The sequence below is a fragment of the Herbaspirillum sp. VT-16-41 genome, assembly GCF_001994935.1.
Taxonomy (GTDB): Bacteria; Pseudomonadota; Gammaproteobacteria; order Burkholderiales; family Burkholderiaceae_D; genus Herbaspirillum; species Herbaspirillum frisingense.
Map to the genome: position 1 here is coordinate 149964 of NZ_MUXB01000168.1, position 26678 is coordinate 176641.

The following is a 26678-nucleotide window of genomic DNA, read 5'->3' on the forward strand; positions in this document are numbered from 1 at the left end:
TGTCAGGTATAAGGGCAGGTGCAGGTGCAGAAAGTTCCGTGCCGCAGCATGGCTGCTGTAACATTATGCGTCTGAAGAAATCGTCACCGGCCCATGGCCGGCCCGCTGCGACCGATTCAGGGCCATCCAGGCCAATCAGACCAGTCCAGGCTGATTTGAGCGGCCTCGACCACCTTCCACTCCATTCAGGCAAGAACGCATCCGCATGACCACACCTTCCGGCCAGCTCACCATCGTCGTCGCCACCGACCTCAACAACGGCATCGGCATCAACAACACCCTGCCCTGGCGCCTGCCGGAAGACCTGGCCCACTTCAAGCGCGCCACCTCGGGGCATGCCATCCTGATGGGCCGCAAGACCTTCGAATCGATCGGTCGGCCGCTGCCCAATCGCCGCAACATCGTCATCACCCGCAATGCCGACTGGCAACACGACGGTGTGGAAACCGCGACCTCGCTGCAGGCGGCTGCAGCCCTGGCCGGCGACGCCCCAGCCTTCATCATCGGCGGTGCCCAGATCTATGCCGAGGCCCTGCCGCTGGTGGACCGCCTGATCATCACGCGCATCGCCGGCAGTTTCGACTGCGATGCCTTCTTCCCGGCCATCGACGAGCAGCGTTGGCAGGAGACGGCACGCGAGGAACACCACTCCGAAACTTCCGGATTGGACTACGCTTTTGTGACGTACCAAAGACGTTGAATCGGGTCCGGACAGCGGCTGTTGTTTTTTCCCGTTTTTGCTTAAACTGCGCACCTCTTTAGCGCATATCTGCGACAATCCCGCTTTCATTTTTTCCGGCGCGCAAGCACTGCCAGCCCAGGCGCTCTTCTTTTCACCCCTGCGCGCGTCCGCCTACCCGGCGCCCCACGCGCGCGAAGCCTGGAGAATTCCATGAAATTCCGATTCCCCATCGTCATCATCGACGAAGACTTCCGCTCCGAGAACACCTCGGGCCTGGGCATCCGCGCCCTGGCTGACGCCATCGAAGCCGAAGGCATGGAAGTGCTGGGCGTGACCAGCTACGGCGACCTGGCCCAGTTCGCACAACAGCAGTCGCGCGCCTCGGCCTTCATCCTGTCCATCGACGACGAGGAAATGGGGGCCGGCTCCGACGAGGAAACCGACCACGCCCTCAAGGCCCTGCGCGCCTTCGTCAGCGAGATCCGCCACAAGAACGCCGACATCCCCATCTATCTCTACGGTGAAACCCGCACCTCGCGCCACATCCCCAATGATGTGCTGCGCGAACTGCACGGCTTCATCCACATGTTCGAAGACACCCCGGAGTTCGTGGCCCGCCACATCATCCGTGAAGCCAAGTCCTACCTGGACGGCCTGGCCCCGCCCTTCTTCCGCGCCCTGGTCGATTACGCCCAGGATGGCTCCTATTCCTGGCACTGCCCCGGCCACTCCGGTGGCGTGGCCTTCCTGAAGTCGCCCGTGGGCCAGATGTTCCACCAGTTCTTCGGCGAGCGCATGCTGCGCGCCGACGTCTGCAACGCCGTGGAAGAACTGGGCCAGCTGCTGGACCACACCGGCCCGGTGGCCAATTCGGAACGCAATGCGGCGCGCATCTTCAATGCCGACCACTGCTACTTCGTCACCAACGGTACCTCGACCTCCAACAAGATGGTGTGGCACTCCACCGTCGCCCCCGGCGACATCGTGGTGGTGGACCGCAACTGCCACAAGTCCATCCTGCACTCCATCATCATGACCGGCGCGATTCCCGTGTTCCTGATGCCCACCCGCAATCACCTGGGCATCATCGGACCGATCCCGCTGGAAGAGTTCACGCTGGAAAGCATCCAGCGCAAGATCGAAGCCAACCCCTTCGCCCGCGAAGCCAAGAACAAGAAGCCGCGCATCCTGACCATCACCCAGTCGACCTATGACGGTGTGGTCTACAACGTCGAAACCCTGAAGGACATGCTCGACGGCGAAATCGAGACCCTGCACTTCGACGAAGCCTGGCTGCCGCACGCCACCTTCCACGACTTCTACAAGGACATGCACGCCATCGGCAAGGACCGCCCGCGCGCCAAGAAGTCGCTGATCTTCTCGACCCAGTCGACCCACAAGCTGCTGGCCGGCCTGTCGCAGGCCTCGCAGATCCTGGTGCGCGAATCGGAAACCGTGAAGCTGGACGAGGATGCCTTCAACGAAGCCTTCCTGATGCACACCTCGACCTCGCCGCAATACTCCATCATCGCCTCCTGCGACGTCGCCGCGGCCATGATGGAAGCCCCCGGCGGCACGGCGCTGGTGGAAGAAAGCATCATCGAGGCGCTCGACTTCCGCCGCGCCATGAAGAAGATCGACCAGGAGTTCGGCGATGAATGGTGGTTCCAGGTCTGGGGCCCCAACAGCTTCGCCGCCGACGGCATCGGCGAGCGCGAAGACTGGGTCATCAAGGCCGAGGACGACTGGCACGGCTTCGGCGACCTGGCACCGGGCTTCAACATGCTGGACCCGATCAAGGCCACCATCGTCACCCCCGGCCTGGCCCTGAACGGCCAGTTCGGCGAGACCGGCATCCCGGCCTCCATCGTGACCAAGTACCTGGCCGAGCACGGCGTGATCGTGGAAAAGTGCGGCCTGTATTCCTTCTTCATCATGTTCACCATCGGCATCACAAAGGGCCGCTGGAACACGCTGGTGACGGCACTGCAGCAGTTCAAGGACGACTACGACAAGAACCAGCCGATCTGGCGCATCCTGCCCGAGTTCGCCCAGCGCAACCCGCGCTACGAGCGCCTGGGCCTGCGCGACCTGTGCCAGCAGATCCACGAGACCTACCGTGCCTACGACGTGGCCCGCCTGACCACCGAGATGTATCTCTCGGACATGCAACCGGCCATGAAGCCCTCGGATGCCTTCGCCAAGATGGCCCACCGCGAGATCGACCGCGTCCCCCTGGATGAACTCGAAGGCCGCGTCACCTCGATCCTGCTGACCCCGTATCCGCCGGGTATTCCGCTGCTGATCCCGGGCGAAATCTTCAACAAGACCATCGTCGATTACCTGAAGTTCGCCCGTGATTTCAACGAGAAATTCCCTGGCTTCGAAACCGACGTGCACGGTCTGGTCAAGCGCGAAGTCAACGGCCGTCGCGATTACTTCGTGGATTGCGTCAAGCAATAAGCCTCAGCGCTGAACGTAAAAAAACAGCCGATGCCTGCGAAGGCATCGGCTGTTTTCTTTTCGGGATCGACATACCCACTCCCGTTCGGACTGAGTAGCGGCTCTGCCGCGTATCGAAGGCGCAGGGACTCCGCGCCAGCCGCGCGGTCAGAAAGTGCCGAGATAGAAGAACCCCGCCAAGGCCCCGCCAAACAATAACCACAACGGATGGATCTTGGTCTTGAGCGCGATGATGGCGGTAGCCGCCGTAATCGCCGCCAGGAAGCCATGGGTGATCGAGGCCTGGGCGATCAGCAGCGCCGATGCCGCCACCAATCCGCCGGTCACCGGGAGCAGCCCGGCCTGCACGTGACGCCGCCAGGGCTTGTCCTTGAACCTCTCCCACACGTGAAGCGTGATGATGGTGATGATGGACGACGGCCCGAACTTGGCCAGGCTGGTCACCAGCATCCCCCAGAAGCCGGCCACATGCCAGCCCACCAGGGTCACCACCATCAGGTTGGGACCGGGCGCGGCCTGGCCCAGGGCAAACAGGGCACTGAAATCCTCGGCCGTCATCCAGTGATGCACCTCCACCACCTGGCGCTGCATCTCCGGCAGGATGGTATTGCCGCCACCGAAGGCCAGCACCGACAACTGCGTGAAGATGATGGCCAATGCGATCAGGGTCTGGCTCATTGCGCGCCCTCCTTCTTGACGGTGTCCTTGCCGCTATCCTTGGCGGCGGCGACCTGCGGCCTGGCGGCGAAACGCTCGCCGTAACGGGCGGTCAGGATCACGCTGATCGGCGTCATCACCAGCATCACCCACAGCAGCGGGATACGCAGCAAGGCGATGGCCACGAAGCAGACGATGGCCACCCCGGCCAGCACCAGGTTCTTGCGCAGCGGCAGCGCGATCTTCACCGCCATCTGGATCAGCAGGCCGGCGGCAGCCGCGGCCAGTCCGGCGAAGAGGTGCTTGACGTTGGGGTCATGCTGAAAGTGCTGGTAGATCATGCCCAGCAGGATCACCACCATGGACGGCACCGCGATCAGCCCGGTGATGCCTGCCAGCGCACCCTTCCAGCCGCGGAATTTCATGCCCAGCGCCACCGACAGGTTGATGATGTTGCCGCCCGGCAGAAACTGGCACAGCCCCAGCAGTTCCACGAATTCAGGGTCGGTCAGCCAGCGCCGCCGTTCCACGATCATGCGATGCGCCAGCGGCAGCGCACCGCCGAAGGCGGTCATGCCCAGGCCGAGGAAGCCCAGGAACAGTTCTCGGGTAGTGGGGACAGGCCGCTCTGGGGCCAGGGGATCGGGAGTGCTCATCGTCGTCTCATGCAGGCGCGGCGTGATTGCCGCATGAATGAAAGGCTACTCTTGGGGAGGGTTTTTGTCTAATATATGTCAGATAGCCTATCCATATTCATACGATATGTCACCTGCCATCGACCTGCGCCTGCTGCGCTATTTCATCGCCGTTGCCGAAGAGGGCCACCTGACCAAGGCAGCCGAACGCATCGGCATCCAGCAACCGCCGCTATCGCAGCAGATTCGCGTGCTGGAGCGCGAGCTGGGCGTGACCCTGTTCAATCGCCTGCCACGCGGCATGGAGCTGACCGACAGCGGCGCCGCCCTGCTCGTCGACGCCCGCGCCCTGCTGGCCCAGCTGGATACCACGGTGGCCAGCGTGCGCCGCATCGCCCAGGGCAAGATGGGGCGCATCGCGGTGGGATTCACCGAATCGGCCTCGCTGCATCCCTTCGTGCATTCGGTGATCCGCGCCTTCCGCGCCGATGCGCCGGACGTGATCATGACGGTGGAAGAGAGCAATACCAACGAACTGATCGAATCACTGCGCGGCAAGCGGCTCGACCTCGCCTTCGTGCGCTCGCCGGTGGGCGACGCCAGCGGGCTGACGATAGAAACCATGCTGGTGGAAGACATGGTCGCCGCGCTACCCATCGACCATCCGCTGGCCGACGGCGGCAAGCGCAAGAGCATCGCCCTGCACGCCCTGGCCGAGGAATCCTTCATCATGACGCGCCGGCCCAACGGCCCGGGCTTGTACGACACCATCATCGCCGCCTGCCACGCGGCCGGCTTCTCGCCACAGGTGCTCCAGGAGGCGCGCAAGAACCTCTCCACGCTGTCGCTGGTCGCAGCAGGCGTCGGTGTGGCGGTGATCCCGGCGTCGATGACACGGGTCAATGCGGAGGGGGTCGTGTATCTCAAGCTGACCGGCGCCTCGGACCTGAAAGCCCCGCTGCACCTGGCCTACCGGACCGGCAGCATCAGCGGCGCGGCGCGGCTGATGCGGGAAGAGGCGTTGAAACTGAGCGCCGGCCGTAAGCGCCGTTAAACACGTACGACATATGGCAGAAGCGCCATCCATACAAAGAAGGCTTCCCGCAGGAAGCCTTCTTTGTAAATCGTTTACAAACTTTACGACGCGACGCGCTCAGGTCTTGGGCAAGGTCACGCCATGCTGGCCCTGGTACTTGCCGCCACGATCCTTGTACGAGGTCTCGCAGATTTCATCGCTCTCGAAGAACAGCACCTGGGCACAGCCTTCGCCAGCGTAGATCTTGGCCGGCAGCGGCGTGGTATTGGAAAACTCCAGCGTGACGTAGCCTTCCCATTCCGGCTCGAAGGGGGTGACGTTGACGATGATGCCGCAGCGCGCATAGGTGGACTTGCCCAGGCAGATGGTCAGCACGCTACGCGGGATGCGGAAGTATTCGACGGTACGGGCCAGCGCGAAGGAGTTGGGCGGGATGATGCAGACATCGCCCTTGAAATCAACGAAGGATTTCTCGTCGAAGTTCTTTGGATCGACGATGGTGGAATTGATGTTCGTGAAGATCTTGAATTCATCGGCGCAGCGGATATCGTAGCCATAGGACGAGGTGCCGTAGGAAACGATCTTGGCCCCGTCCGCCGACTGGCGCACCTGCCCCGGCTCGAAGGGTTCGATCATTCCTTCCTGCTCCGCCATGCGGCGGATCCACTTGTCTGACTTGATGGCCATGGTGTTCGACGTACTCGACTGATTCAAAGAATCACGCATTTTACGCGAAAATCGGTGGAAATTGGCTGAATCGCAGCGTGGAAGCGGTTTTCGGGCCGTGCCACGCTGCCAATCACGTACCTAGCGCTGCATGCTCTCCCACACCTTCTGCAAGCGCTTCACCGACACCGGCATGGGCGTCTTCAGCTCCTGCGCATACAGCGATACGCGCAATTCCTCCAGCATCCAGCGGAACTCGGTCATCTTGGGATCGGCCCGGCCGGCGCGGTCCTTCAGGGCACGCTGGTAAGGCAGCGCCACCGAGTTCCACTCGCCCAATAGGCGCGTATCACGGGCCGGGTCGGCGCGCAGCTTGTCCAGGCGCACGTTGATGGCCTTGAGGTAGCGCGGATAGTGGCTGAGGTTGCCATAGTCGGTCTCGGCCACGAAGCGCTTGCCCACCAGTTGCGAAAGCTGCGCCTGCATGTCGGCCGCGGCCTGCGCGTGGGCCTTGATGCCCTGCAGCTTCTTGGGCAGGGCATGATATTCGGCCAGGATCTGGCCACACAGGCGGGCGATCTCGTTGACCAGCAGACCCAGGCGGGCCTTGCCTTCGTCGCGCCGACGATTGAATTCGTCCGCATTGCGAGGCAACGGGTCTTGCAGGAAGGCGCGTTCCAGGCCGGCATTCAGGATCTGCTCGCGCAATTCTTCCTGCGAACCCAGGGCCATGAATTGCATGCCCATCTGCTGCAGGCCGGGAATGTTCTTCTCCAGATACTTCAGCTGCTCCTTCATCTGCAGCGCGAACAGGCGGCGCAGGCCGGCGTAATGGAAGCGCGCAGCCTCGGCCGGGTCGTCGAAGACTTCAAGGTCGCAATGCGTCTTGCGCTCCACCAGCGCCGGGAATCCGATCAGGGTCTGTGCCTGCTTGCCGCTGCCTCGGGTGATTTCCAGCAGTTCGGGCAGCTCGCCGAAGCTCCAGCCGGTGAGGTTGCTGTACTCGCCTGCGGAAGCCGGTGCAGCGCTTGTCGATGCCGCGGCGGTGGAGGTGGCGGCGCCCTTGGGCGCCCCCTTCTGTGTCGTCGGCACGGCAGCCTCGTCGTCGCTGTCGTCACGCGGTGCGATGGCCACCTGCTCGGCCAGCTTCTGGAACTGCTGGCGGGCCTGGCCGCCAAACTCGGCTTGCAGGGCGGCGAGGTTGCGGCCCATTTCCAGCTGACGACCATGTTCGTCGATGATCTTGAAGTTCATCGCGTGGTGGGCCGACAGCGTCTCCTGCTTGAAGTCGCTGGGCTTGACCAGGAGCGTGATCTGTTCGCGGATGTCGGCGATGATGGCGTCGATCAGGTTGCCGCGTCCGAAGGTCTTGCGCTCTTCCATGCGCTCGCAGAAACGCGCTGCGTAATCGGGCAGCGGCACGCAGTGGCGGCGCAGTTTCTGCGGCAGGGATTTCAGCAGCAGATGCACCTTTTCCTTGAGCATGCCCGGCACCAGCCATTCACAGCGGTCCGCCGAGACCTGGTTCAGGGCATACAGCGGCACGGTCAGGGTGACGCCGTCACGCGGGGCGCCCGGTTCGAAGTGGTAGGACAGCGCCATGGAGATGCCGGCCACGTTCATGGTCTTGGGGAAGAGCTCGGTGGTGACGCCGGCCGCCTCGTGGCGCATCAGGTCGTCGCGGTTCAGGTAGAGCAGCTTGGGATCGGCGGCGGTGGCCTGCTTGTGCCACTTCTCGAAGTCCACGCCGTTGCAGATGTCGTGCGGGATCAGCTTGTCGTAGAAACCGATGATGAGCTCGTCATCCACCAGCACGTCCAGGCGGCGCGACTTGTGTTCCAGGTTCTCAATCTCGCGGACCAGCTTCTGGTTGTGCGCGAAGAACGGGGCGCGGGTCTCGAAGTCGCCACCGACCAGGCCATCACGGATGAAGATCTCGCGGGCCTCGGCCGGGTTGATGTTGCCGTAGTTGATGCGGCGCTGGCTGTAAACCACCAGGCCGTAGAGCGTGGCGCGTTCGGAGGCGGTGACTTGCGCGGCGCGCTTTTCCCAGCGCGGCTCGCCCCAGGATTTCTTCAGCAGGTGGCCGCCCAGCTTTTCCAGCCACTCGGGCTGGATGTTGGCCACGCAGCGGGCATACAGGCGGGCGGTATCGACCAGTTCGGCGGCCATCACCCAGCGGCCGGGCTTCTTGGTGAGGTGTGCGCCGGGCCAGATGTTGAACTTGATGCCGCGTGCGCCCAGGTATTGCGCATCGTCCTCGCTCTTGAAGCCGACATTGCCCAGCAGGCCGGTCAGCAGCGCCAGGTGCAGCTGGTCATAGGTGGCCGCGGCTTCGTTCAGGCGCCAGCCCTGTTCCTTGACGATGGTCAGCAGTTGCGAGTGGACGTCGCGCCACTCGCGCAGGCGCAGCTGCGACAGGAAGTTCTCGCGGCAGTGCTCCTGCAGCTGGCGATTGGATTTCTTGTGGGCGATGGCGTCTTCGAACCATTTCCAGATCTTCAGGTAGCTGGCGAACTCGGATTTCTCATCGGCGAATTTCTTGTGCGCGTTGTCGGCCGCGTTCTGCGCGTCCATCGGCCGGTCACGCGGGTCCTGCACGGAGACGGCGGCGGCGATGATCAGCAATTCGGTCAGGCAGGCATTGTCGCGACCGGCCAGGATCATGCGGCCCACACGCGGGTCCAGCGGCAGGCGCGCCAGCTGCTTGCCCAGGGGCGTGAGGCGGTTCACGCCGTCCTGCTCTTCTACCGCGCCCAGCTCCTGCAGCAGTTGGTAGCCATCGGCGATGGCGCGCCCCAGGGGCGGTTCGATGAAGGGGAAGCTCTCCACGTCCGTCAGGTGCAGCGACTTCATGCGCAGGATGACCGAGGCCAGCGAGGAGCGCAGGATTTCCGGGTCGGTGAACTTGGGGCGCTGCAGGAAATCCTGCTCGTCATACAGACGGATACACACCCCCGCTGCCACCCGGCCGCAACGGCCGGCGCGCTGGTTGGCGGCCGATTGCGCCACCGGTTCGATCTGCAGCTGTTCGACCTTGTTGCGATAGCTGTAGCGCTTCACACGCGCCAGGCCGGCATCGACCACGTAGCGGATGCCCGGCACCGTCAACGAGGTCTCGGCGACGTTGGTGGCCAGCACGATGCGTCGGGCATTGCTGGTCTTGAAGACGCGCTCCTGGTCCTGTGCCGACAGGCGGGCAAACAGCGGCAGGATTTCCACATGCGGCGGATGGTGTTTGCGCAGGGCTTCAGCGGCGTCGCGAATCTCGCGCTCGCCGGGCAGGAACACCAGCACGTCGCCGGAACCGATGCGGGCCAGCTCATCGACGGCGTCGACCACGGCATCCATCAGGTCGCGTTGTTCGCGGTCCTTCTGGGCCTGGCTGGCACGCCCTTCGGCACGGGCGCGGGCCTGCGCCACCTCGGTGGAGACGCCGCTGCGGTCGGCATTGTCGATGGGCCGATAGCGGATTTCCACCGGATACAGACGACCCGAGACCTCGATCACCGGGGCCGGCACGATCTCGCCCTGGACCTCGCGGCCGAAATGGCGGGCGAAGCGGTCGGCGTCGATGGTGGCCGAGGTGATGATGATCTTCAGGTCGGGACGCCGGGGCAGCAATTGCTTGAGGTAGCCCAGCAGGAAATCGATGTTGAGGCTGCGTTCATGCGCCTCGTCGATGATGATGGTGTCGTACTGGCGCAAGAGCGGATCGGTCTGGGTCTCGGCCAGCAGAATGCCGTCGGTCATCAGCTTGATCCAGGCGCCCTTGGACAGGGTGTCATTGAAGCGCACCTTGTAGCCCACCAGCTCACCGGGCGGGGAATTGAGTTCCTGGGCGATGCGCTTGGCGGTGGACGAGGCGGCGATGCGGCGCGGCTGGGTGTGGCCGATCAAGCCCTTTTCGCCACGGCCCAGCTCCAGGCATATCTTGGGCAACTGGGTGGTCTTGCCGGAACCGGTCTCGCCACTGACGATGACGACCTGATGGCGGCGCAGCGCCTCGGCGATCTCGTGGCGGCGGCCGGAGACCGGCAGCTCTTCCGGGAAGGTCACCGGCGGCAGCGGGTTGCGCACTGGTGGCGCGGCGTCAGCGGTAGGATCGGCGCGGCGCGGGGTGCGGCCATCGCGGCCATTGCGCTCATTGCGCGGGCGCTCCTGCTGCGGGTTCTTCTGCGGCTCGGCGCCGGGCGTGGTGGTGGGTGCTTTGGTAACGGACATGAGGCCGACATTATACCTGCCACGGCCCGCCCGGTCAGGCTGCAGGCGGCTGCCGGGCCCATGGTACAAGTTCGGGCAGTCTGGCCAGGCTCTGCCGGTCATGCTGGTCGGGCCATTGGTCCCGCTTTGCAACATCCCTGCAAGAAATCTGGCCGCTGGTAGCGCGCAAGCCTACGCCCAGCGCCGACGCTGGTTATAATGCGCGTCATGGAAAAACAGACCGAATTCGTCAACTGGCTGCGTTCCGTCGCGCCCTATGTCCACGCCTTCCGCGGCAAGACCTTCGTGGTCGCCTTCCCGGGTGAGCTGGTCACGGCCGGCGACCTGCAGGTACTGGCCCAGGACCTCTCGCTGCTGCACGCCCTGGGCATCCGGGTGGTGGTGGTACACGGCTCGCGCCCGCAGGTGGCCGAGCAACTGGCACTGCGCAACGTCGAGGCGCGCTTTCACAATGGCCTGCGCGTCACCGACAGCACCGCCCTGGAATGTGCCAAGGAAGCCGCAGGTGAGCTGCGCCTGGATATCGAGGCCGCCTTCAGCCAGGGCTTGCCCAATACACCGATGGCGCATTCGGCTATCCGCGTCATCTCCGGCAATTTCGTCACGGCCCGTCCGATGGGCGTCTACGATGGCGTGGACCTGCAACTGACCGGCGTGGTGCGCAAGATTGCCGCCGACGTGATCCAGCCGATCATGAATGCGGGCGGCATCGTCCTGCTCTCGCCGCTGGGATTCTCACCCACCGGGGAAGCCTTCAACTTGACCATGGAAGACGTGGCGGTCTCGGCGGCCATCGCGCTGCGCGCGGAAAAGCTGATCTTCCTGTCGGAAACACCGATGATGAAGGACGCCGCCGGGGCCGAGATCCGCGAACTCTCCTCGCACCAGGCTGAAGCCGTGCTGTCGGCGGGTTTCCTGCCATCGGATGCGGCGTTCTACCTCGCCAGCGTGGTCAAGGCCTGCAATGCGGGCGTCTCGCGTGCCCACATCGTGCCGTTTGCCACCGATGGCTCGGCCCTGCTGGAACTGTTCACCCACGACGGCGTAGGCACCATGGTCACCTACGAAAACCTGGAGAGCCTACGCCAGGCCACCATCGAGGACGTGGGGGGCATCCTGAAACTGATCGAACCGCTGGAAGCCGATGGCACGCTGGTCAAGCGCGGCCGCGAACTGATCGAGCGCGAAATCCACTACTTCTCGGTGATCGAGCACGACAACGTCATCTTCGGTTGCGCCGCCCTCTATCCCTTCCCGGAGGCACGCATGGGCGAAATGGCCTGCCTGACGGTCAACCCGGAAGTGCAAGGCCAGGGCGATGGCGACCGTATCCTGAAGCACATCGAGACCCGCGCCCGCGAAGCCGGACTGACCAAGCTGTTCGTGCTCACCACGCGCACCTCGCACTGGTTCCTCAAGCGCGGCTTCGTGCTGGCAGGCGTGAACGACCTGCCGCAGGACCGCCAGCAGATCTACAACTGGCAACGCAAATCACAGGTGCTGATCAAGAACCTGTATTGAATTTTTTCGTCAGGACGTGAGCAGGCTCAACCGCTGACCCCCATCGCAGGCCCGCCCGTCCCAGGCATTTCATCTTAACGAACCAAGGAATCGACATGGCACGCATGGTCCACTGCATCAAACTGAACAAGGAAGCCGAAGGCCTGGACTTCCCGCCCTATCCGGGCGAACTGGGCAAGCGCATCTATGAAAGCGTCTCCAAGGAGGCATGGGCCGCCTGGCTGAAGCACCAGACCATGCTGGTCAACGAAAACCGCCTGATGCTGGCCGATGCCCGCGCCCGCAAGTACCTGGCGGCACAGATGGAAAAGCACTTCTTCGGTGAAGGTGCCGATGCAGCTGCCGGTTTCGTACCGCCCAGCGAATAAGCGCGGGGCCAGCGGCCTGGAGGGCTGCCCACTCGCACAGCGCCGCCCTGGTCCGCCACGGCGGCGATTTTTTTGCCTGCGCGCATCGCATGGGGCCGTATCGCTGAGGCTACAATGCGGCTGGGTCTACCATTCCACCCTCGCATCCGTCTTCCTGCTGGAGTCCATCTTGTCCTTGCGTCATCTGCGCCTTGCCCTCCTCGCCCTCAGCCTGGGCCTGGCCCTCGCGGCCCCGGCTTCCTACGCTGCCACTGCCGCAGCCACCCCGGCCAGCGCCACCCCAGCCGCTACCGGTGCGTCCCTGGCGTTGCCGCCCGGTGTCACCGCCGGGCCCAGTGCCGAGGGCATAAGCGAATACCGTTTTGCCAATGGCTTCAAACTGTTGCTGCTGCCGGACGACTCCAAACCCACCGTCACCGTCAACATCACCTACCTGGTCGGCTCGCGGCACGAGAACTATGGCGAGACCGGCATGGCCCACCTGCTGGAACATCTGATGTTCAAGGGATCGCCGCGCTATCCGGCCATTCCGCAGGAGTTCAGCAAGCGCGGCATGAACTTCAACGGCACCACCTGGCTGGACCGCACCAACTACTACGAGACCTTCCAGGCCGGCCAGGACAACCTGCAATGGGCCATCGCCATGGAAGCCGATCGCATGGTCAATTCCAGGATTGCGCGCAAGGACCTCGACAGCGAGATGACGGTGGTGCGCAACGAATTCGAAGCCGGCGAAACCTCCCCCTCGCGGGTGATGTTGAAGCGCATGCAGAGCGTGGCCTATGACTGGCACAGCTATGGCCGCAATACCATCGGTGCGCGCAGCGACATCGAGAATGTCCGCATCGAGAACCTGCAGGCCTTCTATCGCACCTACTACCAGCCAGACAATGCGGTGCTGCTGATCGCCGGCAAGTTCGCGCCGGCCGAGGTGCTGCAATGGGTCAACCAGACGTTTGGCCGCCTGCCGCGCCCCAAGCGCAAGCTGCCGGAATTCTGGACCGTGGAGCCGACCCAGGACGGTGAACGCCAGTTCGCCATCCGCCGGCGCGGCGACCTGCAACTGGTGGCGCTGGGCTACAAGATGCCTTCCGCATTGCACCCGGATGCGACTGCCCTCTCCTTCGCCAGCGACATCCTGGCCGACACGCCCAACGGCCGGCTGCACAAGTCGCTGGTGGAGACCGGACTGGCGACGGCGGTCTATTCGATGCAGCTCAGCGGCTTCGCACCGGGGCTGCAGATGATCGTGGCGCAGCTCAAGGCCGGAGTCGACATCGAACCCGTCAAGCAGGCCATGATCGCGGCCGTAGAATCCTTCAGCACCACGCCGCCGACGGCCGAGGAAGTGGCGCGCCTGCATCGCGAGAGCGGGAACAACTTCGAGACCCTGCAGAACAATCCGCAACAGATGGCCGTGGCCATGTCCAATGCGATTGCACGTGGTGACTGGCGGCTGGTATTCATCGACCGCGACCTGGAGCAGCGCCTGGGCAGTGCCGACATCGCTGCAGCTGCCGCCAGGTATTTCCGCCGCGACAATCGCACCGTGGGCCTGTACCTGCCGGAAGATCACCCGCAACGCAGCGAGGTCCCCGCCGCGCCCAGCGTGGAGGCACTGCTGGCCCAATACCAGCCGCGCCCGGCCATCGCCTCCGGGGAAGCCTTCGACCCGGCGCCCGGCAACATCGAACAGCGCACCACCCGCATCGCACCGGAACAGCCGCCGCACGCTTCTCTGAACCTGGCACTGCTGCCCAAGAAGTCGCGTGGGCAGACGGTATCGGTGAGCATGAACCTGGAATTCGGCGATGCCCAGGGTCTGTTCGGCCAGCGTGCCGTGGCCCAGTTGACGGCTGCCATGCTCCTGCGCGGCACGGAGAAACTGGATCGTCGTCAGCTGGCCGATGAATTCACGCGCCTGAAGATCAATGGCAACGTCTATCGCTTCCAGACCACCCGCGACAATCTGGTCCCGGCACTGGCGCTGGCCGGCGAGGTGCTGCGCCATCCGCGCATGGATCCGGCCGAATTCACGCAACTGAAGAATGAAACGCTGGCGGCACTGGAAGCCACCCGCAAGGAGCCGGACGCCCGCGCCGCCGAGGCCCTGCAACTGCACTTCGACCACTACCCCAGCGGCGACTGGCGTGCCGCGCAAACGCTGGAGCAGCGCATTGCCGCCGTGCAGGCGGTCACGCTGGAACAGGTCAAGGCCTTCCACCAGCGCTTCTATGGCGCTTCCCATGGCGAGCTGGCCATCGTCGGTGACTTCGACGTCCAGGCCACCCGTGCCGCCATCGACCAGGCCTTCGCCGGCTGGGCCAGCCCGGCCCCCTATGCACGGGTCTTGCACACCTGGGCCGATATTCCGGCCAAGCGTATCGTCATCGATACTCCCGACAAGGAAAACGGCGTCTATCTGGCGCGCCAGAACATCCGCCTGCGCGATGACGATCCCGACTATCCGGCGCTGGCGGTGGCCAATTACCTGCTGGGCGGCTCCAGCCTCAAGTCGCGCCTGGCCGACCGCATCCGCCAGCAGGATGGGCTGTCCTACGGCATCAACAGCGGGCTGCAGGTGGGCGCCATCAGTGATGCGGGCTACTTCAGCGTGCGCGCCATCGCGGCCCCGCAGAACCTGGACAAGGTCGATGCCGCCGTGCGCGAAGAAATCACCCGCCTCATCAAGGACGGCTTCACGGACGAAGAACTGCTGCGCGCCAAGTCCGGCATCCTGCAGCAACGCAACCAGCAGCGCGCCGGTGATGGCGGCATCGCCACCAGCTGGACGGCGCTGATGAACCTGGACCGCAGCTTCCTGTGGCAGCAGCAGCTGGATTTGAAACTGGCCGACCTGACACTGGCGCAACTCAATGCGGCGGTACGCAAGTATCTTGATCCGGCGCGCATGACCGTGGTCATTGCGCGAGACGAGGTCAAGGCCAAGGCCGTACAGCCCTGATCCACAGCACTGATCCACAGCACTGGCAGCAACGAAAATGGCCGTGTCTCGCGACACGGCCATTTTTTCTTGCGTCTTGCAGGAGCGCAGAAACTGCTGCTCGTCCTTCAGAACGGGTGCCTCAGAACTCCAGCTTCTTGACGCCGTCGGCGGTGCCCAGCAGGCAGACATTGGCACCCTGGCGGGCAAACAGACCATTGGTGACCACGCCGACGATATTGTTGATCTTGTCTTCGATATCGGCCGGATCGGTGATGGCCAGGCCCAGCACGTCGATGATGTAGCAACCGTTGTCGGTCACCAGCGGCTGGCCGTCGCCATTCTTGTTCAGGCGCAGACGCGGCTCACCGCCCAGCGCAGCCAGCTTGCGGGCCACCACGGCGTGCGACATGGGAATCACCTCCACCGGCAGCGGGAATTTGCCCAGCACGTCGACCAGCTTGGAACCATCGGCGATGCAGACAAACTTCTGCGCGACCGAGGCCACGATCTTTTCGCGGGTCAGCGCTGCACCACCGCCCTTGATCATGGCGCCACCGGCGTTGATCTCATCGGCGCCGTCGATATACACAGGCATGGTCTCGACCTCATTGAGATCGAACACCGTGATGCCGTGCGACCGCAGGCGCTCGGCCGTCGCCTCGGAAGACGCTACCGCGCCCTTGATGCGATGCTTGATCTTGCCCAGTTCATCGATGAAGAAATTGGCGGTGGAGCCGGTACCCACACCGATGATTTCGCCATCGACCACGTAGTCGATGGCGGCCTTGGCCACAGCCAGCTTGAGTTCGTCTTGAGTCATTTTCTTTCGTCCAACGTAAATAAAACCCTGGGATCCGGTTTCCGGAAGCCCTAAATTCCTATATGGCGGGATGATTGCCGCTCAGTGCACATCATCCGGCTTCTCGTCCAGCGTCTCGAACAGCGCGATCTGCAACCGTGAATGCAGCTTGACAAGCTTGCTCCAGAGTAACCACAGCAGCCCGGCTGCGGCTGCCAGCACGAAGGCCAGCAGGTTCAGCGGCGGCAGGATACTGGCGCTCAACACGAAGATCAGCAGCATGATGCCGACGATGGACATGATGGGCAAGACTTCCGACACCACCTTGCGCACGCCGGAAGTATACGCTCCCGCGAACTCGGGCTTGACGCTGACCTCGGCCAGCAACATCGACAGGGCCTGCAGCTTGCGATAGGTGGCGATCAGGAACGGCAGGGAAAGCACCAGCGCACCACCCCAGATGATGGCTTTCTGCACGTCGGAATCCGGCGTCCAGGCCGACAGCTGGCGCGAGAGGCCATCGACGAAGAAGGCACCGCCGATGAAGATGGCGATCACCAGCGCCAGGTTCACCATCACCTGCATCAGGATGCGGCGGATGATGCGCGTGAGTTCGGCACGGTCGCCGGTCGGTTGCAGGCTTTCCAGCCAGTTGGAGTACATGCCCATCAGCGCGGATACCCGTGCCGGCACCAGCGTGACCGCCTTGGCCGAGAGCGGGTCGGCAGCCTTGATCAGGTAGGGCGTGAGCAATGCAGTCACCGCCGACACCGCCACCACGATGGGATAGAGGAAGTCGCTGGTGACCTTGAGGCTCTGGCCCAGTGCGGCGATGATGAAGGAGAACTCGCCGATCTGCGCCAGGCCCATGCCCACGCGCATCGGCGTACGCCCGCCCTGCCCGGCCACGAAGGTCCCCAGGCCGCAGCTGATGAGCTTGCCGAAGACCACGGCCAGGGTGATGACGGTGATCGGCATCCAGTACTTGACCAGCACGTTGGGATCGAACAGCAGGCCGATGGCCACGAAGAAGATGGCGGAGAACATGTCGCGAATCGGCTCGACCAGGCGTTCGATACGATGCAGATGGCGCGACTCGGCCATCACTGCCCCCACCAGGAAGGCCCCCAGCGCCACACTGTATTGCAGCTTCATCACCAGCAGGCAGAAGCCGAAGAGGATGCCCAGCACCGCCACCAGCAGCATCTCCTGGCTCTTGAAGCGGGCGATGAAGCTCAGCAGGCGCGGCACCGCGAGAATGCCCACCACCAGCGAGACGGTCATGAACAGCACCAGCTTGCCCACGGTGGTGAAGACTTCGGTGGAATCGACCGAACCACTGGTGGCCACCCCGGAGAGCAAGGCGATCATGCCGATGGCCAGGATGTCTTCCACGATCAGGATGCCGAAGATGATCTGGGCGAACTTCTCGTTCTTCATGCCCAGCTCATTCAGGGCCTTGACGATGATGGTGGTGGAGGACACGGCCAGCATGGCGCCCAGGAAGATGGCGTCCATCCGCTTCCAGCCGAAATACAGGCCGATCTCGTAGCCGATCCAGATCATCAGCAGGATTTCTGCGGCGGCGGCAATGAAGGCGGTGGCTCCGACCTTGGCCAGTTTCTTGAGACTGAACTCCAGCCCCAGCGAGAACAGCAGGAAGATCACGCCCAGCTCCGAAAGGATGTGCACGGTCTTCTCATCCTGGATCAGGTCGTACGGCGGGGTATGCGGGCCGATGATCACGCCCGCGACGATATAGCCCAGCACCACCGGCTGTTTCAACTTGTTGAAGACAACGGTGACGATGCCGGCGATCAGCATGATGATCGCCATGTCCTGGATGAATAACTCGACTTCGTGCATCGTGCGGGTTTTCCTTTCTGTTCTGTGTGACGGAAGTGGTGGCTTGAGCCCAATCCGGCGGCAAGTCAGGCTGCCAATCTGCTGCGGCCGGCAACAAAGACGGCAGGTCAGGCAATGCGGCGCCCTGCAGACTCAGGCCGCAGACGGTGGATGATAGGGGTTGCTGGGTATTGCCGAGTGGCCGGCCTGGCGCGCGCCGACGCTGGATGCTGATCTGTGTCCGCTCTTGCTGCCTGTGACCGCGATGCCACCTTGGCGAGGATGCAGCGGCGGGCGGCCATCTTCAACGCACACCACTGGATATCCCAAAAATAACACAACTGACAACCGCCACGCAATGCAAACTGCGTGCCAGCCTGACGGCAAGACCCATTCTGCGGGACGAAGAAGGGAATGGTGAAACTAAGTAAACTTAGTAAATGTGAGGCCAGGATGCTATGAAGACGGCTCGCCGGGCCTAACGAAACGCCGCTGCACCCCTACTGCCTCCAGGCCCGATCAGCCCGGCACGCGCACCTGCACCTCGGCCGCCTTCTCATCGAAGCTGATGCGAGTGGTGAATTTGGCGCGCTTCATCGGGAAGCGCGACTGGAAGTGACGCACGTTGCCGGAGCCAGAGATCACACGTCTGACGAACTGATAGTAGGCATCCATGTCGATCACATGCACCGCCAGGAAGTAATCATATTCGCCAGAGACGAAGTAGCACTGCATGACCTCGGCCTCCTTGGCCATGCGCTGCTCGAAGTCCTGCATGTGCTGGTCCGACTGGTTGTTCAGCGAGATTTCGAGGAAGGCCAGCATGCCGTAGCCGAGCGCAAATGGATCGACCATCGCCACCTCGGCGCTGATGATGCCGGCCTCGCGCAGGTCACGGATGCGGCGCAGACAGGTGGGTTGCGAGATGTGCAGTTTTTCCGCCAGTACGCGCGTGGAAATCTGGTTGTCCTTCTGCAGCATGTTGAGCAGTTTGCGATCCACCTTATCGAGCGTATGAAGTTTGGCAGGCATGGGACAAATATGAGGATGATTTACAGGTAGGCCGCTCAAAAAAAACTTGGCTTAGCCGATTCTTATGTTGTACCGTCTGCATTATTCAGAAAGTCGGGGACGAAAGCAAAGCGGGACGCCAGGTCACCGCAACAGGGATCTGAATAAAGCTGTGTAGTGAGACAAAACATTAAAAGTGGTCAATCCAATCTACAGAGGAAATCTATGAAACTCAAGAGCGCCATTATTCCATTAACTGCTGCTATCGGTCTGGCATTCGCAGGCGCCGCGCATGCCCAGGAAGTGGTCAAGATCGCTCACGTCGGCCCGCTGTCCGGTCCTAACGCCCACATGGGCAAGGATAACGAGAACGGCGCCCGCATGGCAGTCGAAGAATTGAACGCCAAGGGCTTCACCATCGGCGGCAAGAAGGTCAAGTTCGAACTGGTCGGTGAAGACGACGCGTCGGACCCCAAGCAAGCGACTGCAGTGGCCACCAAGCTGGTCGACCAGAAGGTCGCCGCGGTGATCGGCCACCTCAACTCCGGCACCACCATCCCGGCATCCAAGATCTACAGCGACGCCGGCATTCCGCAGGTCTCGCCGTCGGCCACCAACCCCAAGTACACGCAACAAGGCTTCAAGACCACCTTCCGCGTGGTAGCCAACGATGCGCAACTGGGCGCAGCACTGGGCAAGTATGCGGTGCAGAAGCTGGGTACCAAGCATATCGCCGTGATCGACGACCGTACCGCCTACGGTCAAGGCGTGGCTGAAGAATTTGCCAAGGGCGCCAAGGCTGCCGGTGGCACCATCGTCGGCACCCAGTTCACCAACGACAAGGCCACCGACTTCAACGCCATCCTGACCTCGCTCAAGGGCAAGAAGCCGGACGTGGTCTTCTTCGGCGGCATGGATGCGGTCGGTGGTCCGATGCTGCGTCAGATGAAGCAGCTGGGTATCAACGCCAAGTTCATGGGTGGCGACGGTATCTGTACCGGCTCCCTGCCCAGCCTGGCCGGTGATGGCCTGGGCGAAGACCAGGTGGTCTGCGCCGAAGCAGGTGGCGTGGATGATTCCGGCAAGAAGGGCATGGATGATTTCCGCGCGGCCTACAAGAAGAAGTTCGGCATCGACGTCGTCTATAACGCCGCCTATGCCTACGACGCCACCATGACCGTGGCTGATGCCATGGCCAAGGCCGGCTCCGCCGATCCCAAGAAGTACCTGCCCGAACTGGCCAAGATCAGCCACAAGGGCGTGACCGGTGTGATCGCGTTCGACGCCAAGGGTGACATCAAGGACGGCTCCCTGACCCTGTACACCTACAAGGGTGGTCAACGTACCCTGCTGGCAGTGACCAAGTAAGCCAGATCGCTGCACCGCCCTGCCGCCTGAAGCGCTGATACGGCCGCAGACTGCAGGGCAAAACAGCAGCACGCAATAAGCAACGCCCCCGAGATACATCGGGGGCGTTGTCCTTCCTGCCGGCGCATGCCGGCGCAAGCGCGAACGGTACGTGAGCCGTGGGCGGAAATCGGATACCGCGCTAGGCCAGTGCCTTTTCCAGTTGGGCTTTGTTCATTCCCGAACGCCCCTTGATGTTGCGCGCCGCCGCCTCGGCATAAAGCTGCTTGAAAGTGCGACCACCGCTACCCTTGTGCGACCGCAGACCGCCCCGGCGCGAGGCGGGCATATCGTGCAGAGAGCTGGCACTGGCAGAACGGGATTCCCCGTGCTGAGCGCGCTCCTTGTTGACCGTACGGGCGGCGATTTCCTCTGCACGGCTGGTACTCGCGCCGCGCTTGAGGACGCCCGACTTGATGTGTTCATACTGACGTTCCCGCTTATTGCTCCATGCTGACTGGGGCATGATGACCTCCTTGACGCTGGCCCGCGAGTAAAGTACCTCGCCGGCGAGTTGAACATGACCGAAGCTGACAACGTCAGGATAGGACCCCGGCCCGCGCACCAGCCATGCCACAACGACTGAACCCGCTGTAAGACATCTGGAAGCCAGCCTTCGGTGCGGGCAGATGGTGCTGCAAGGAAACAATTTTCCTTGCCCATATCGCCGCGCCGCCTGCATTGCGCGAGTCATGCCCCCTGTTCTGAGACCGTTCACAGGCAGACAACCTTTCCGCACCTGATCAGTCCAATCGCTCTCAATGACAAGATGAAGGGGAAGAAGCGATGAAACGGATCACGGCAGTATTTGGCGTTGTACACGGCACGATTGCCGTGCTTTTTGCGCTAGGCGCGCTGGCGCTCATCATCATTGCCGCCCGCATGGGCTACGAGGCGGTGGTCGAGGGGATGGGCTTGTCGCAAGCCCAGGCATTGATCGAGGCCATCGGTATCCTGGCGGCCGCGGTCGTCGCCTTCCAGATCGCCGAGACCATCACCGAGGAAGAAGTCGTCCGTGATGCCAACATCAGCGCCCCTACGCGCGTAAGGCGCTTCCTGTCGCGGTTTTTCGTGGTGGTGATCGTCGCCCTGGCCATCGAAGGCCTGGTCATGACCTTCCGCGCGGTACACGAAGAAGCCGCCGACCTGGTCTACGCCGCAGCCCTGTTGGCAGGCACGGGCGTACTGCTGGCGGCATGGGGATATTTCATTTATTGCAACCGTTCCGCCGAAGAACTGGAGCCGGATGCCATGAAAGAAGCCAAGGAAGAGGATCGGAAGATCGATGGTTGATCCTTGACTCCCCGCCCTAAATAGCCGGTCCTGCCCCTTGGGGCGAAGGGGCGGGAATTTTCCTTGGGGAGTGGAATTGGCGGAAAGAAACCGCTATAATCGCGGACTTTTGCTGATGTAGCTCAGTTGGTAGAGCAACTGATTCGTAATCAGTAGGTCGACGGTTCGATTCCGCCCATCAGCACCAGAACAGAAGCGGCTTGCAGCGATGCAGGCCGCTTTTTTTTGCTCCGCAATTCTGGCTTTGCTCCGCAATTTTCGCACTTACGCGCCCTGCCCCTAAAATGGCTCGCATTGGCAGGCGCTGAAATCGGGTGCAAAAAAGCCGCCCAAAGGCGGCTTGTTCACTTGGTGGGCGTCACCTTCTGGCCGCGCCGCTTCCGAACGTAAATTTCCGTCGTCGTCACGCTCTTGTGCCCGAGCTGCCCTTGCGCCGCCCTCACCCCTTGAGAATCGGTCTTATCCGTTCCGGCCTTGGCGCGCAGGTCTCTGAACTGAAACTCGGCAAACGGAATGCCGGCATCTTCCCGCGCCTTGTCGAACCTGCTCCGCAGAGTTTCATAAGTGAGCGGCTGGCCCTCTTCGTTCACCAGCAGGCGCGTTGTCGTCACCTTCCCGACAATACTTCTCTTCCTGGCCAGGATTTTGTCGACGAGAACCTTCAGCTCCCCCGTAATCTCAATGCGCACCTTGCTGTTGGTCTTGTTCTGCGTCAACTCGATGGCCCCCTGACGGATGTGCTTCTCATCCACCTTGAGCACGTCGGCTACTCGGCCGCCAAGCAGGTACGCCAGATCCATGGCGTCGCGCAGCACCTGGCCGCTCTTCTCCCATACCTGGGAATACATGTCGTCGTAGACATAAACGTCCCTTCCCTCCTCGCGGAATGACTTGATGCCGGCGCAGGGATTGGGCAGATCAGTCAGCCCTTCAGCCCGCGCCGCATTCCAGACGTGCGAAATCAGCGCCTTGTCACGATTGGCCGCTACGCGCCCTTCGTCCCCCTTCACGTCAAGCCCCTTTTCGCGCAGAGCATCCTGCCGCTTCTTGCTGCGCCAGGCCATGTACTGGCGGACGTGGATCGGCTTGATTTCTTCGAGCGGCGCCGGAGGATTGTCGAAAAATTCGAAGAGGAACGGGAACTGCCTCAGTTTCTCGCGCCTGGTCTTGGGGCTGTTATCCAGCATGTATTTCTGCTGATACACCTCGCAGGCATAGCGGAAAGTCACCACCTTGGACACGGTGGAAGGCGGCATCGCCTCCAATTCGGCCCACTTCCGCACGGCCTCGACGTAGTTAGAGCCGAGTGGAATCTCACGACGCGGCTTGCCGCCGGCATCGTAGTAGTAATAAATCACCCCACTGCGCTGCTCACGCGCACGCACGCCACGTGGAAGATTCGAATTTTTCGACGGCCTGCGCCCCATGTCATGCCCCAATCACTGCTGGTTTCCATCCCTTTTTCGGGGCCTCTGCCGTGCGGCGCGATTCTACCGCCGACAGCAGAACCACCGGCCGGCCGCGCGCATTCGAGATAAAGGGAATCCCGATTTCGCGCAGGAATGCCGCCTGCATCTCATACTTGGTCTGCTTGACGCCGGCACGGGTAGAACCGCGCCGAATGCCTGTGAGACGGTCCAAGCTCTCATCATCAAGAAACAAAGCACTCATGACTGTGGTTCCCTCTTCCCCATTTCAACACCCAGATTGCCGCTGTAGTCGCCCAAGCAAAGACGTTTGGTTTCACGATTCGCGGTATTGCGGCGTAGAACTCCCGCATCATCGCAAGTGAGGATGTCCGCCAGCGGCACTCCTCGGAATTGCCCCGCCAGCTCCTTGTCCAGCTCCACCCACGCGAATTTCTGGCCGTTGCCCAAGTGCTGACGGATAACCGACACATAGCCTGCCAGCACGCCGTCATCGGGTGTATTGAACGTAATGCGGTCCAGGGCCTGCGGTGGCAGCATGACGAAATCACGCTGTTTCGGCTGCTTGGCGAAATACTTGGCGGCGTAGTCTTCGGCGCGGTAAGACACGGCGGGATTGGTGGTTGTGGTTGCGTTCACTTCTGGTTCTCCTGAATGGCCGTTACAGAGCACACGCCAAAGCGATCGACGGCGGCGGCGATCACGTCGCAGCTATGCGCTGCGATGGCGGTGTAGGAATGGCGTGCGCTGGCAGTGCGCACGACGACACGAAACGCGGTCATGGGGCGTTCCCTTTCGTTGGGTTGGGATCAATCGGAAGTTCGCTGACATCGAGCCGGCCAGAGCGCCAGTCGGCGACCTGGCGAGGCGTTCCGTGGCGCGGGGATTTGTCCGGTACCGGCGCCATGCGTGGCCAGGGGCATGCCCTAATGGCCTCCCATGAGGCCAGGGCCTGCCGCTGTTCGTCGGCCGTCATGGCTGGCGCTGGCCATGTCGGCATGTCGTCCACCACCGGCCGCGGCCAGGGGCATGCGCCCAGGGCAAGCCAGGCATGCTCAACCTGTGCGGCCTGGTCCGGCTGGAACGTGACCGGCGCCGGCGCGGTCTTCGGCTCAAAGGACACATCGGCCGCAAAGTCAGGCCCAGCGGGCTGCGTACAGTTATTTACACGAGTCCAAGGGAACCCTGAACCCGCCGATGTGCGGGCGTCGTGCCCTTGAACTGGCGTCCATGTGTGACGAATGGATTTGAAAACCACACCGACCATCTGGCGGCACTGGACGCCGTAGGGCATCACTCGCTCGCACTCTTCATAGCGGCCGGTGACAGTCTTGGTTTCCTTGGCCAGCGTGACCATCAGATCGTCACGCTTCACCAGAGCGCCGCCCTGCGCACGCAGATAGCTCGCCCAGCATGCACGCTTCTCGCCTTCGACCTTTTGCACGGCATCCCAGGCAGCGGCCATGGCCGGCGGGGCCTGTTTGACCATATCTGCCGGCACGCGGCGCAGCTCGCGCCAGACGCTCACAGGTGCGCCACCCCACTGCTGGAACTGCCGAATGCCCCAGCGCGCGGCCCAGGCTTCCACGCGGGCCGAGGGTGTCAGCTCACGATCACCCGCCATATCGGTGGTGATGAGATAACCCTCTTTGGTCTTATGGTCGGCCACGCCATCGATGTTCTTGGCCACGTACTTGGCGATATAACCGGCAGCACTGCCTTTCGCCCAATCAATGCGTTTCACGTCCAGGCGCCGCTTGAACGCCCCTGGTTCGCCGCGATCCACACGCCAGGCGTATCTCTTCATGACGCGGATAGCGCGGCTGGCCACGTCCTTGACGTGCGGTGTGGTGTAGTCCGGCAGCGCGCGTACAAACACCAGCATGTGCCAGTGCGGGCACCCATCGTGATGCGGTTCAGCAATCCGGAAACCGTACAGACCGATGCCTCGCCGAGCCAGCGCCGAGCGTGCCAGCGCAGTCATCTTGCCGAGGTACTTATTGGCCGTCCGCGGGTCCGAACCGTCATACTTCGGATTCGGCTTACCCGTATGGAGCGTCGCATGGAAGCGCGATGGGCAAGACCAGGTGAGGAATAGCCCCTGATCGTTGCACTCCTTCGCGATGGTCTCGAAACCATTGATGCGCAACATCAGTTCGCCGCGACGAATGGTCTTGTTCGCGGTCGTCTTCTCGGCCAGCTCAGCGATACTGAATTCCTGGCCAGCCTCATTGCGCACAATGGTCGCTTCCAGAGCGGCGGCATTTCTTCGGTTTTGCGCCAGGCGAGACAATACGGCGTCATTGCTGGCATAGGGCTCGCCGTGATAGTGCACATAGCCCAGGCGGATATTTCCACCTTCAAAGGCTCTTCCGACCACCTTCCGCAGTTGCCGACGCCACCAGCACGGATCGACGACACGCGCAATGACGGCGCGCAGGTCGTCATCATCCACTTCAGGCATATCAATGCCGTAGTCGCTGCATTCTTGTTCGATGAGGTCGCGTGCGTGGGTATCAGAAATCGCCTTCCACAAGACCTTCTTGACGTTCTCGGCAGCTTTCTCGGCCGTAGCGCAAATATCGGCGTCATCCTGGGACAGATCCACGCCGGCCGGCACGTACTGCTCAGCGAATTCGCGGACGAACTGAACCGCAACCGGCTCAAAGATCTTGTTCCAGTGCCATACCGACATCAGTTCCAGGGCCTGGCTCACGACACGTCCGCGCCACTTCAGCGGAATACGTGCCAGTTCCCCGGCAAACTGGTGCGACTCGACGAAAGCCCGATGGCGACGCCGTGTTTTCGCATCGACTGTTCTAGACTGCATTGAGGGCTCTTTCATACGTCGTAATGGCACGCAGCACCGCATGGCGCATGGCCAGGCGTTCAGCTTCGGCGAAGGAGTGAATAGGGCATTCCCAGCGATCCGCCGAGAGTCCCGCCAGGGCCAGGATGTGTCGACGCACTGGCTTGGGCATCGCTGCCCAGGAATAGGCAATGCCGGTTTGGAGATTGGGGCGCCTGCGATTGCGCAAGAGTGAGATGGATTTCTCTAGCTCAGCCTTAGCGGTTTCATTGCCCGGAGGCGTGGGCACCCATGCTGCGCGCTCGCGCAGCAGGTCCGATGCCGGACGAAATGACGCATGGTCCTTAATACGTGCACCGCGCATCATTACCCCTTCACCATCCCGAGGGCAGCCAGAAGAGCCGGTGCAAGCAGCAACAGAACAGCGATGCCATGAGCGATCACAGTACGCATTACCACGCTCCCATCAGGCCGCCGAGGCGCTGGAGACGCTGGCCAAGGCGCTGTGCAATGGCAGATTTACCTTGCCAGATCACATTCCACTGCAGTTCATCTTGCAGCACCGCCTTGCGCAGCAACATGCGCTGGGCGCATTGAAATTCGTTGATGTCGTCGCCCATGCGAAGCCGCAGCGAGGCGAGCGCAAGCGTTGTCTGTTGCTGATCGAGAGCCATGTGAGGTTTCTTTAGGGTGAGCGAATCCCGCATGCGCCAAACGGCGCACGACAGGTCTTAGTCAATTTGGGGTTCAGCGACCGGCTAGGCGGTCAGCAGCAAGTCAGGCAGTGCCTGTTCCTTGGGGTGCAAGGTACGCACGGGGCGAGATGGGAAGGCTCACCTCGGGATTGGGCATGGCCGACAGGGAAACGGTACGAGAAATCTCCAGCGT

The 26678-nt window shown here is 62.5% G+C and carries 23 protein-coding genes and 1 tRNA gene; 9 read left to right on the plus strand and 15 right to left on the minus strand.

Annotated elements, in window-relative coordinates:
* The first annotated feature begins 205 nt into the window (after positions 1-205).
* Both BTM36_RS25115 and BTM36_RS25120 read left to right on the plus strand, forming a co-directional pair.
* Positions 206-700, plus strand: a complete 495-nt coding sequence (locus BTM36_RS25115; protein ID WP_077238390.1) for a dihydrofolate reductase — start codon at positions 206-208, stop codon at positions 698-700.
* A 192-nt stretch (positions 701-892) separates the two neighbouring features.
* Positions 893-3145, plus strand: coding sequence for an arginine/lysine/ornithine decarboxylase (locus tag BTM36_RS25120; protein WP_006464376.1), 2253 nt, complete (start codon positions 893-895; stop codon positions 3143-3145).
* Between the two features lie 147 nt (positions 3146-3292).
* Here the strand turns inward: BTM36_RS25120 and BTM36_RS25125 are convergent, their stop codons facing one another.
* Positions 3293-3823 (minus strand): chromate transporter, encoded by a 531-nt coding sequence (locus tag BTM36_RS25125; protein ID WP_077238391.1) that lies wholly within the window; start codon positions 3821-3823, stop codon positions 3293-3295.
* Entirely contained in the window at positions 3820-4458 is a 639-nt protein-coding gene (locus BTM36_RS25130; protein ID WP_077238392.1) for a chromate transporter, read from the minus strand. The genes BTM36_RS25125 and BTM36_RS25130 overlap by 4 nt, the downstream gene beginning before the upstream one ends.
* Positions 4459-4564: 106 nt before the next feature.
* Between BTM36_RS25130 and BTM36_RS25135 the strand changes: the two genes are divergently transcribed.
* A complete protein-coding gene (locus BTM36_RS25135) occupies positions 4565-5491 on the plus strand; it encodes a LysR family transcriptional regulator (protein WP_006464379.1) in 927 nt (308 codons plus the stop codon).
* Positions 5492-5590: 99 nt separating this feature from the next.
* On the opposite strand, the gene dcd is transcribed toward BTM36_RS25135, so the two are convergent.
* The gene (gene dcd / locus BTM36_RS25140) at positions 5591-6160 is read right to left on the minus strand and encodes a dCTP deaminase (RefSeq protein ID WP_006464380.1); all 570 of its coding nucleotides are present in this window, start codon (positions 6158-6160) and stop codon (positions 5591-5593) included.
* A 120-nt stretch (positions 6161-6280) separates the two neighbouring features.
* The gene (gene hrpA / locus BTM36_RS25145) at positions 6281-10363 is read right to left on the minus strand and encodes an ATP-dependent RNA helicase HrpA (RefSeq protein WP_077238393.1); all 4083 of its coding nucleotides are present in this window, start codon (positions 10361-10363) and stop codon (positions 6281-6283) included.
* 207 nt (positions 10364-10570) lie between these two features.
* Here hrpA and argA point away from each other — a divergent pair, with 207 nt between their 5' ends.
* From argA to BTM36_RS25160, 3 genes are all read left to right on the plus strand, one after another.
* Complete coding sequence (gene argA, locus BTM36_RS25150; protein ID WP_006464382.1) at positions 10571-11884, plus strand: amino-acid N-acetyltransferase; 1314 nt, start codon at positions 10571-10573, stop codon at positions 11882-11884.
* Between the two features lie 95 nt (positions 11885-11979).
* The gene (locus BTM36_RS25155; protein ID WP_006464383.1) at positions 11980-12252 is read left to right on the plus strand and encodes an oxidative damage protection protein; all 273 of its coding nucleotides are present in this window, start codon (positions 11980-11982) and stop codon (positions 12250-12252) included.
* A gap of 169 nt (positions 12253-12421) precedes the next feature.
* Positions 12422-15217 (plus strand): pitrilysin family protein, encoded by a 2796-nt coding sequence (locus BTM36_RS25160; RefSeq protein WP_077238394.1) that lies wholly within the window; start codon positions 12422-12424, stop codon positions 15215-15217.
* Between the two features lie 121 nt (positions 15218-15338).
* On the opposite strand, the gene rpiA is transcribed toward BTM36_RS25160, so the two are convergent.
* From rpiA to BTM36_RS25175, 3 genes are all read right to left on the minus strand, one after another.
* Positions 15339-16019, minus strand: coding sequence for a ribose-5-phosphate isomerase RpiA (gene rpiA / locus BTM36_RS25165; protein ID WP_006464385.1), 681 nt, complete (start codon positions 16017-16019; stop codon positions 15339-15341).
* Between the two features lie 81 nt (positions 16020-16100).
* Complete coding sequence (locus BTM36_RS25170; RefSeq protein ID WP_077238395.1) at positions 16101-17864, minus strand: cation:proton antiporter; 1764 nt, start codon at positions 17862-17864, stop codon at positions 16101-16103.
* A gap of 498 nt (positions 17865-18362) precedes the next feature.
* Positions 18363-18875 carry an Lrp/AsnC family transcriptional regulator gene (locus BTM36_RS25175; RefSeq protein WP_006464387.1) on the minus strand — a complete coding sequence of 171 codons (513 nt, stop codon included), beginning with the start codon at positions 18873-18875 and terminating at the stop codon, positions 18363-18365.
* A gap of 204 nt (positions 18876-19079) precedes the next feature.
* On the opposite strand from BTM36_RS25175, the gene BTM36_RS25180 reads away from it, so the two are divergent.
* The gene (locus BTM36_RS25180) at positions 19080-20222 is read left to right on the plus strand and encodes a branched-chain amino acid ABC transporter substrate-binding protein (RefSeq protein ID WP_006464388.1); all 1143 of its coding nucleotides are present in this window, start codon (positions 19080-19082) and stop codon (positions 20220-20222) included.
* A gap of 181 nt (positions 20223-20403) precedes the next feature.
* Here the strand turns inward: BTM36_RS25180 and BTM36_RS25185 are convergent, their stop codons facing one another.
* Positions 20404-20727, minus strand: a complete 324-nt coding sequence (locus tag BTM36_RS25185; protein ID WP_077238396.1) for a plasmid stabilization protein — start codon at positions 20725-20727, stop codon at positions 20404-20406.
* Between the two features lie 320 nt (positions 20728-21047).
* Between BTM36_RS25185 and BTM36_RS25190 the strand changes: the two genes are divergently transcribed.
* Together BTM36_RS25190 and BTM36_RS25195 are read left to right on the plus strand one after the other, a co-directional pair.
* Positions 21048-21554 carry a hypothetical protein gene (locus BTM36_RS25190; RefSeq protein WP_006464390.1) on the plus strand — a complete coding sequence of 169 codons (507 nt, stop codon included), beginning with the start codon at positions 21048-21050 and terminating at the stop codon, positions 21552-21554.
* Between the two features lie 111 nt (positions 21555-21665).
* Positions 21666-21741: transfer RNA gene (locus BTM36_RS25195), tRNA-Thr, on the plus strand.
* 157 nt (positions 21742-21898) lie between these two features.
* Here the strand turns inward: BTM36_RS25195 and BTM36_RS25200 are convergent.
* From BTM36_RS25200 to BTM36_RS25225, 7 genes are all read right to left on the minus strand, one after another.
* Positions 21899-22912, minus strand: a complete 1014-nt coding sequence (locus tag BTM36_RS25200; protein WP_254427087.1) for a tyrosine-type recombinase/integrase — start codon at positions 22910-22912, stop codon at positions 21899-21901.
* A 70-nt stretch (positions 22913-22982) separates the two neighbouring features.
* Positions 22983-23225: a DUF4224 domain-containing protein gene (locus tag BTM36_RS25205; protein ID WP_077238398.1), complete on the minus strand. Its 243-nt coding sequence runs from the start codon at positions 23223-23225 to the stop codon at positions 22983-22985.
* The gene (locus BTM36_RS25210) at positions 23222-23620 is read right to left on the minus strand and encodes a hypothetical protein (protein WP_254427088.1); all 399 of its coding nucleotides are present in this window, start codon (positions 23618-23620) and stop codon (positions 23222-23224) included. The genes BTM36_RS25205 and BTM36_RS25210 overlap by 4 nt, the downstream gene beginning before the upstream one ends.
* The gene (locus tag BTM36_RS28485; protein WP_008331387.1) at positions 23617-23763 is read right to left on the minus strand and encodes a hypothetical protein; all 147 of its coding nucleotides are present in this window, start codon (positions 23761-23763) and stop codon (positions 23617-23619) included. The genes BTM36_RS25210 and BTM36_RS28485 overlap by 4 nt, the downstream gene beginning before the upstream one ends.
* On the minus strand, positions 23760-25811 hold the full coding sequence (locus BTM36_RS25215) for a replication endonuclease (RefSeq protein ID WP_077238399.1): 2052 nt from the start codon (positions 25809-25811) through the stop codon (positions 23760-23762). The genes BTM36_RS28485 and BTM36_RS25215 overlap by 4 nt, the downstream gene beginning before the upstream one ends.
* Positions 25801-26157 carry a hypothetical protein gene (locus BTM36_RS28645; RefSeq protein ID WP_254427089.1) on the minus strand — a complete coding sequence of 119 codons (357 nt, stop codon included), beginning with the start codon at positions 26155-26157 and terminating at the stop codon, positions 25801-25803. The genes BTM36_RS25215 and BTM36_RS28645 overlap by 11 nt, the downstream gene beginning before the upstream one ends.
* An 85-nt stretch (positions 26158-26242) precedes the next feature.
* Positions 26243-26464, minus strand: a complete 222-nt coding sequence (locus BTM36_RS25225; RefSeq protein ID WP_077238400.1) for a hypothetical protein — start codon at positions 26462-26464, stop codon at positions 26243-26245.
* Positions 26465-26678: the final 214 nt, after the last annotated feature.

Coding starts and splice junctions, on each gene's coding strand:
- BTM36_RS25115 (WP_077238390.1), top strand. CDS start 206: ATGACCACACCTTCCGGCCAGCTCACCATCGTCGTCGCCACCGACCTC.
- BTM36_RS25120 (WP_006464376.1), top strand. CDS start 893: ATGAAATTCCGATTCCCCATCGTCATCATCGACGAAGACTTCCGCTCC.
- BTM36_RS25125 (WP_077238391.1), bottom strand. CDS start 3,823: ATGAGCCAGACCCTGATCGCATTGGCCATCATCTTCACGCAGTTGTCG.
- BTM36_RS25130 (WP_077238392.1), bottom strand. CDS start 4,458: ATGAGCACTCCCGATCCCCTGGCCCCAGAGCGGCCTGTCCCCACTACC.
- BTM36_RS25135 (WP_006464379.1), top strand. CDS start 4,565: ATGTCACCTGCCATCGACCTGCGCCTGCTGCGCTATTTCATCGCCGTT.
- dcd (WP_006464380.1), bottom strand. CDS start 6,160: ATGGCCATCAAGTCAGACAAGTGGATCCGCCGCATGGCGGAGCAGGAA.
- hrpA (WP_077238393.1), bottom strand. CDS start 10,363: ATGTCCGTTACCAAAGCACCCACCACCACGCCCGGCGCCGAGCCGCAG.
- argA (WP_006464382.1), top strand. CDS start 10,571: ATGGAAAAACAGACCGAATTCGTCAACTGGCTGCGTTCCGTCGCGCCC.
- BTM36_RS25155 (WP_006464383.1), top strand. CDS start 11,980: ATGGCACGCATGGTCCACTGCATCAAACTGAACAAGGAAGCCGAAGGC.
- rpiA (WP_006464385.1), bottom strand. CDS start 16,019: ATGACTCAAGACGAACTCAAGCTGGCTGTGGCCAAGGCCGCCATCGAC.
- BTM36_RS25170 (WP_077238395.1), bottom strand. CDS start 17,864: ATGCACGAAGTCGAGTTATTCATCCAGGACATGGCGATCATCATGCTG.
- BTM36_RS25175 (WP_006464387.1), bottom strand. CDS start 18,875: ATGCCTGCCAAACTTCATACGCTCGATAAGGTGGATCGCAAACTGCTC.
- BTM36_RS25180 (WP_006464388.1), top strand. CDS start 19,080: ATGAAACTCAAGAGCGCCATTATTCCATTAACTGCTGCTATCGGTCTG.
- BTM36_RS25185 (WP_077238396.1), bottom strand. CDS start 20,727: ATGCCCCAGTCAGCATGGAGCAATAAGCGGGAACGTCAGTATGAACAC.
- BTM36_RS25190 (WP_006464390.1), top strand. CDS start 21,048: ATGAAACGGATCACGGCAGTATTTGGCGTTGTACACGGCACGATTGCC.
- BTM36_RS25205 (WP_077238398.1), bottom strand. CDS start 23,225: ATGAGTGCTTTGTTTCTTGATGATGAGAGCTTGGACCGTCTCACAGGC.
- BTM36_RS28485 (WP_008331387.1), bottom strand. CDS start 23,763: ATGACCGCGTTTCGTGTCGTCGTGCGCACTGCCAGCGCACGCCATTCC.
- BTM36_RS25215 (WP_077238399.1), bottom strand. CDS start 25,811: ATGCAGTCTAGAACAGTCGATGCGAAAACACGGCGTCGCCATCGGGCT.
- BTM36_RS28645 (WP_254427089.1), bottom strand. CDS start 26,157: ATGATGCGCGGTGCACGTATTAAGGACCATGCGTCATTTCGTCCGGCA.
- BTM36_RS25225 (WP_077238400.1), bottom strand. CDS start 26,464: ATGGCTCTCGATCAGCAACAGACAACGCTTGCGCTCGCCTCGCTGCGG.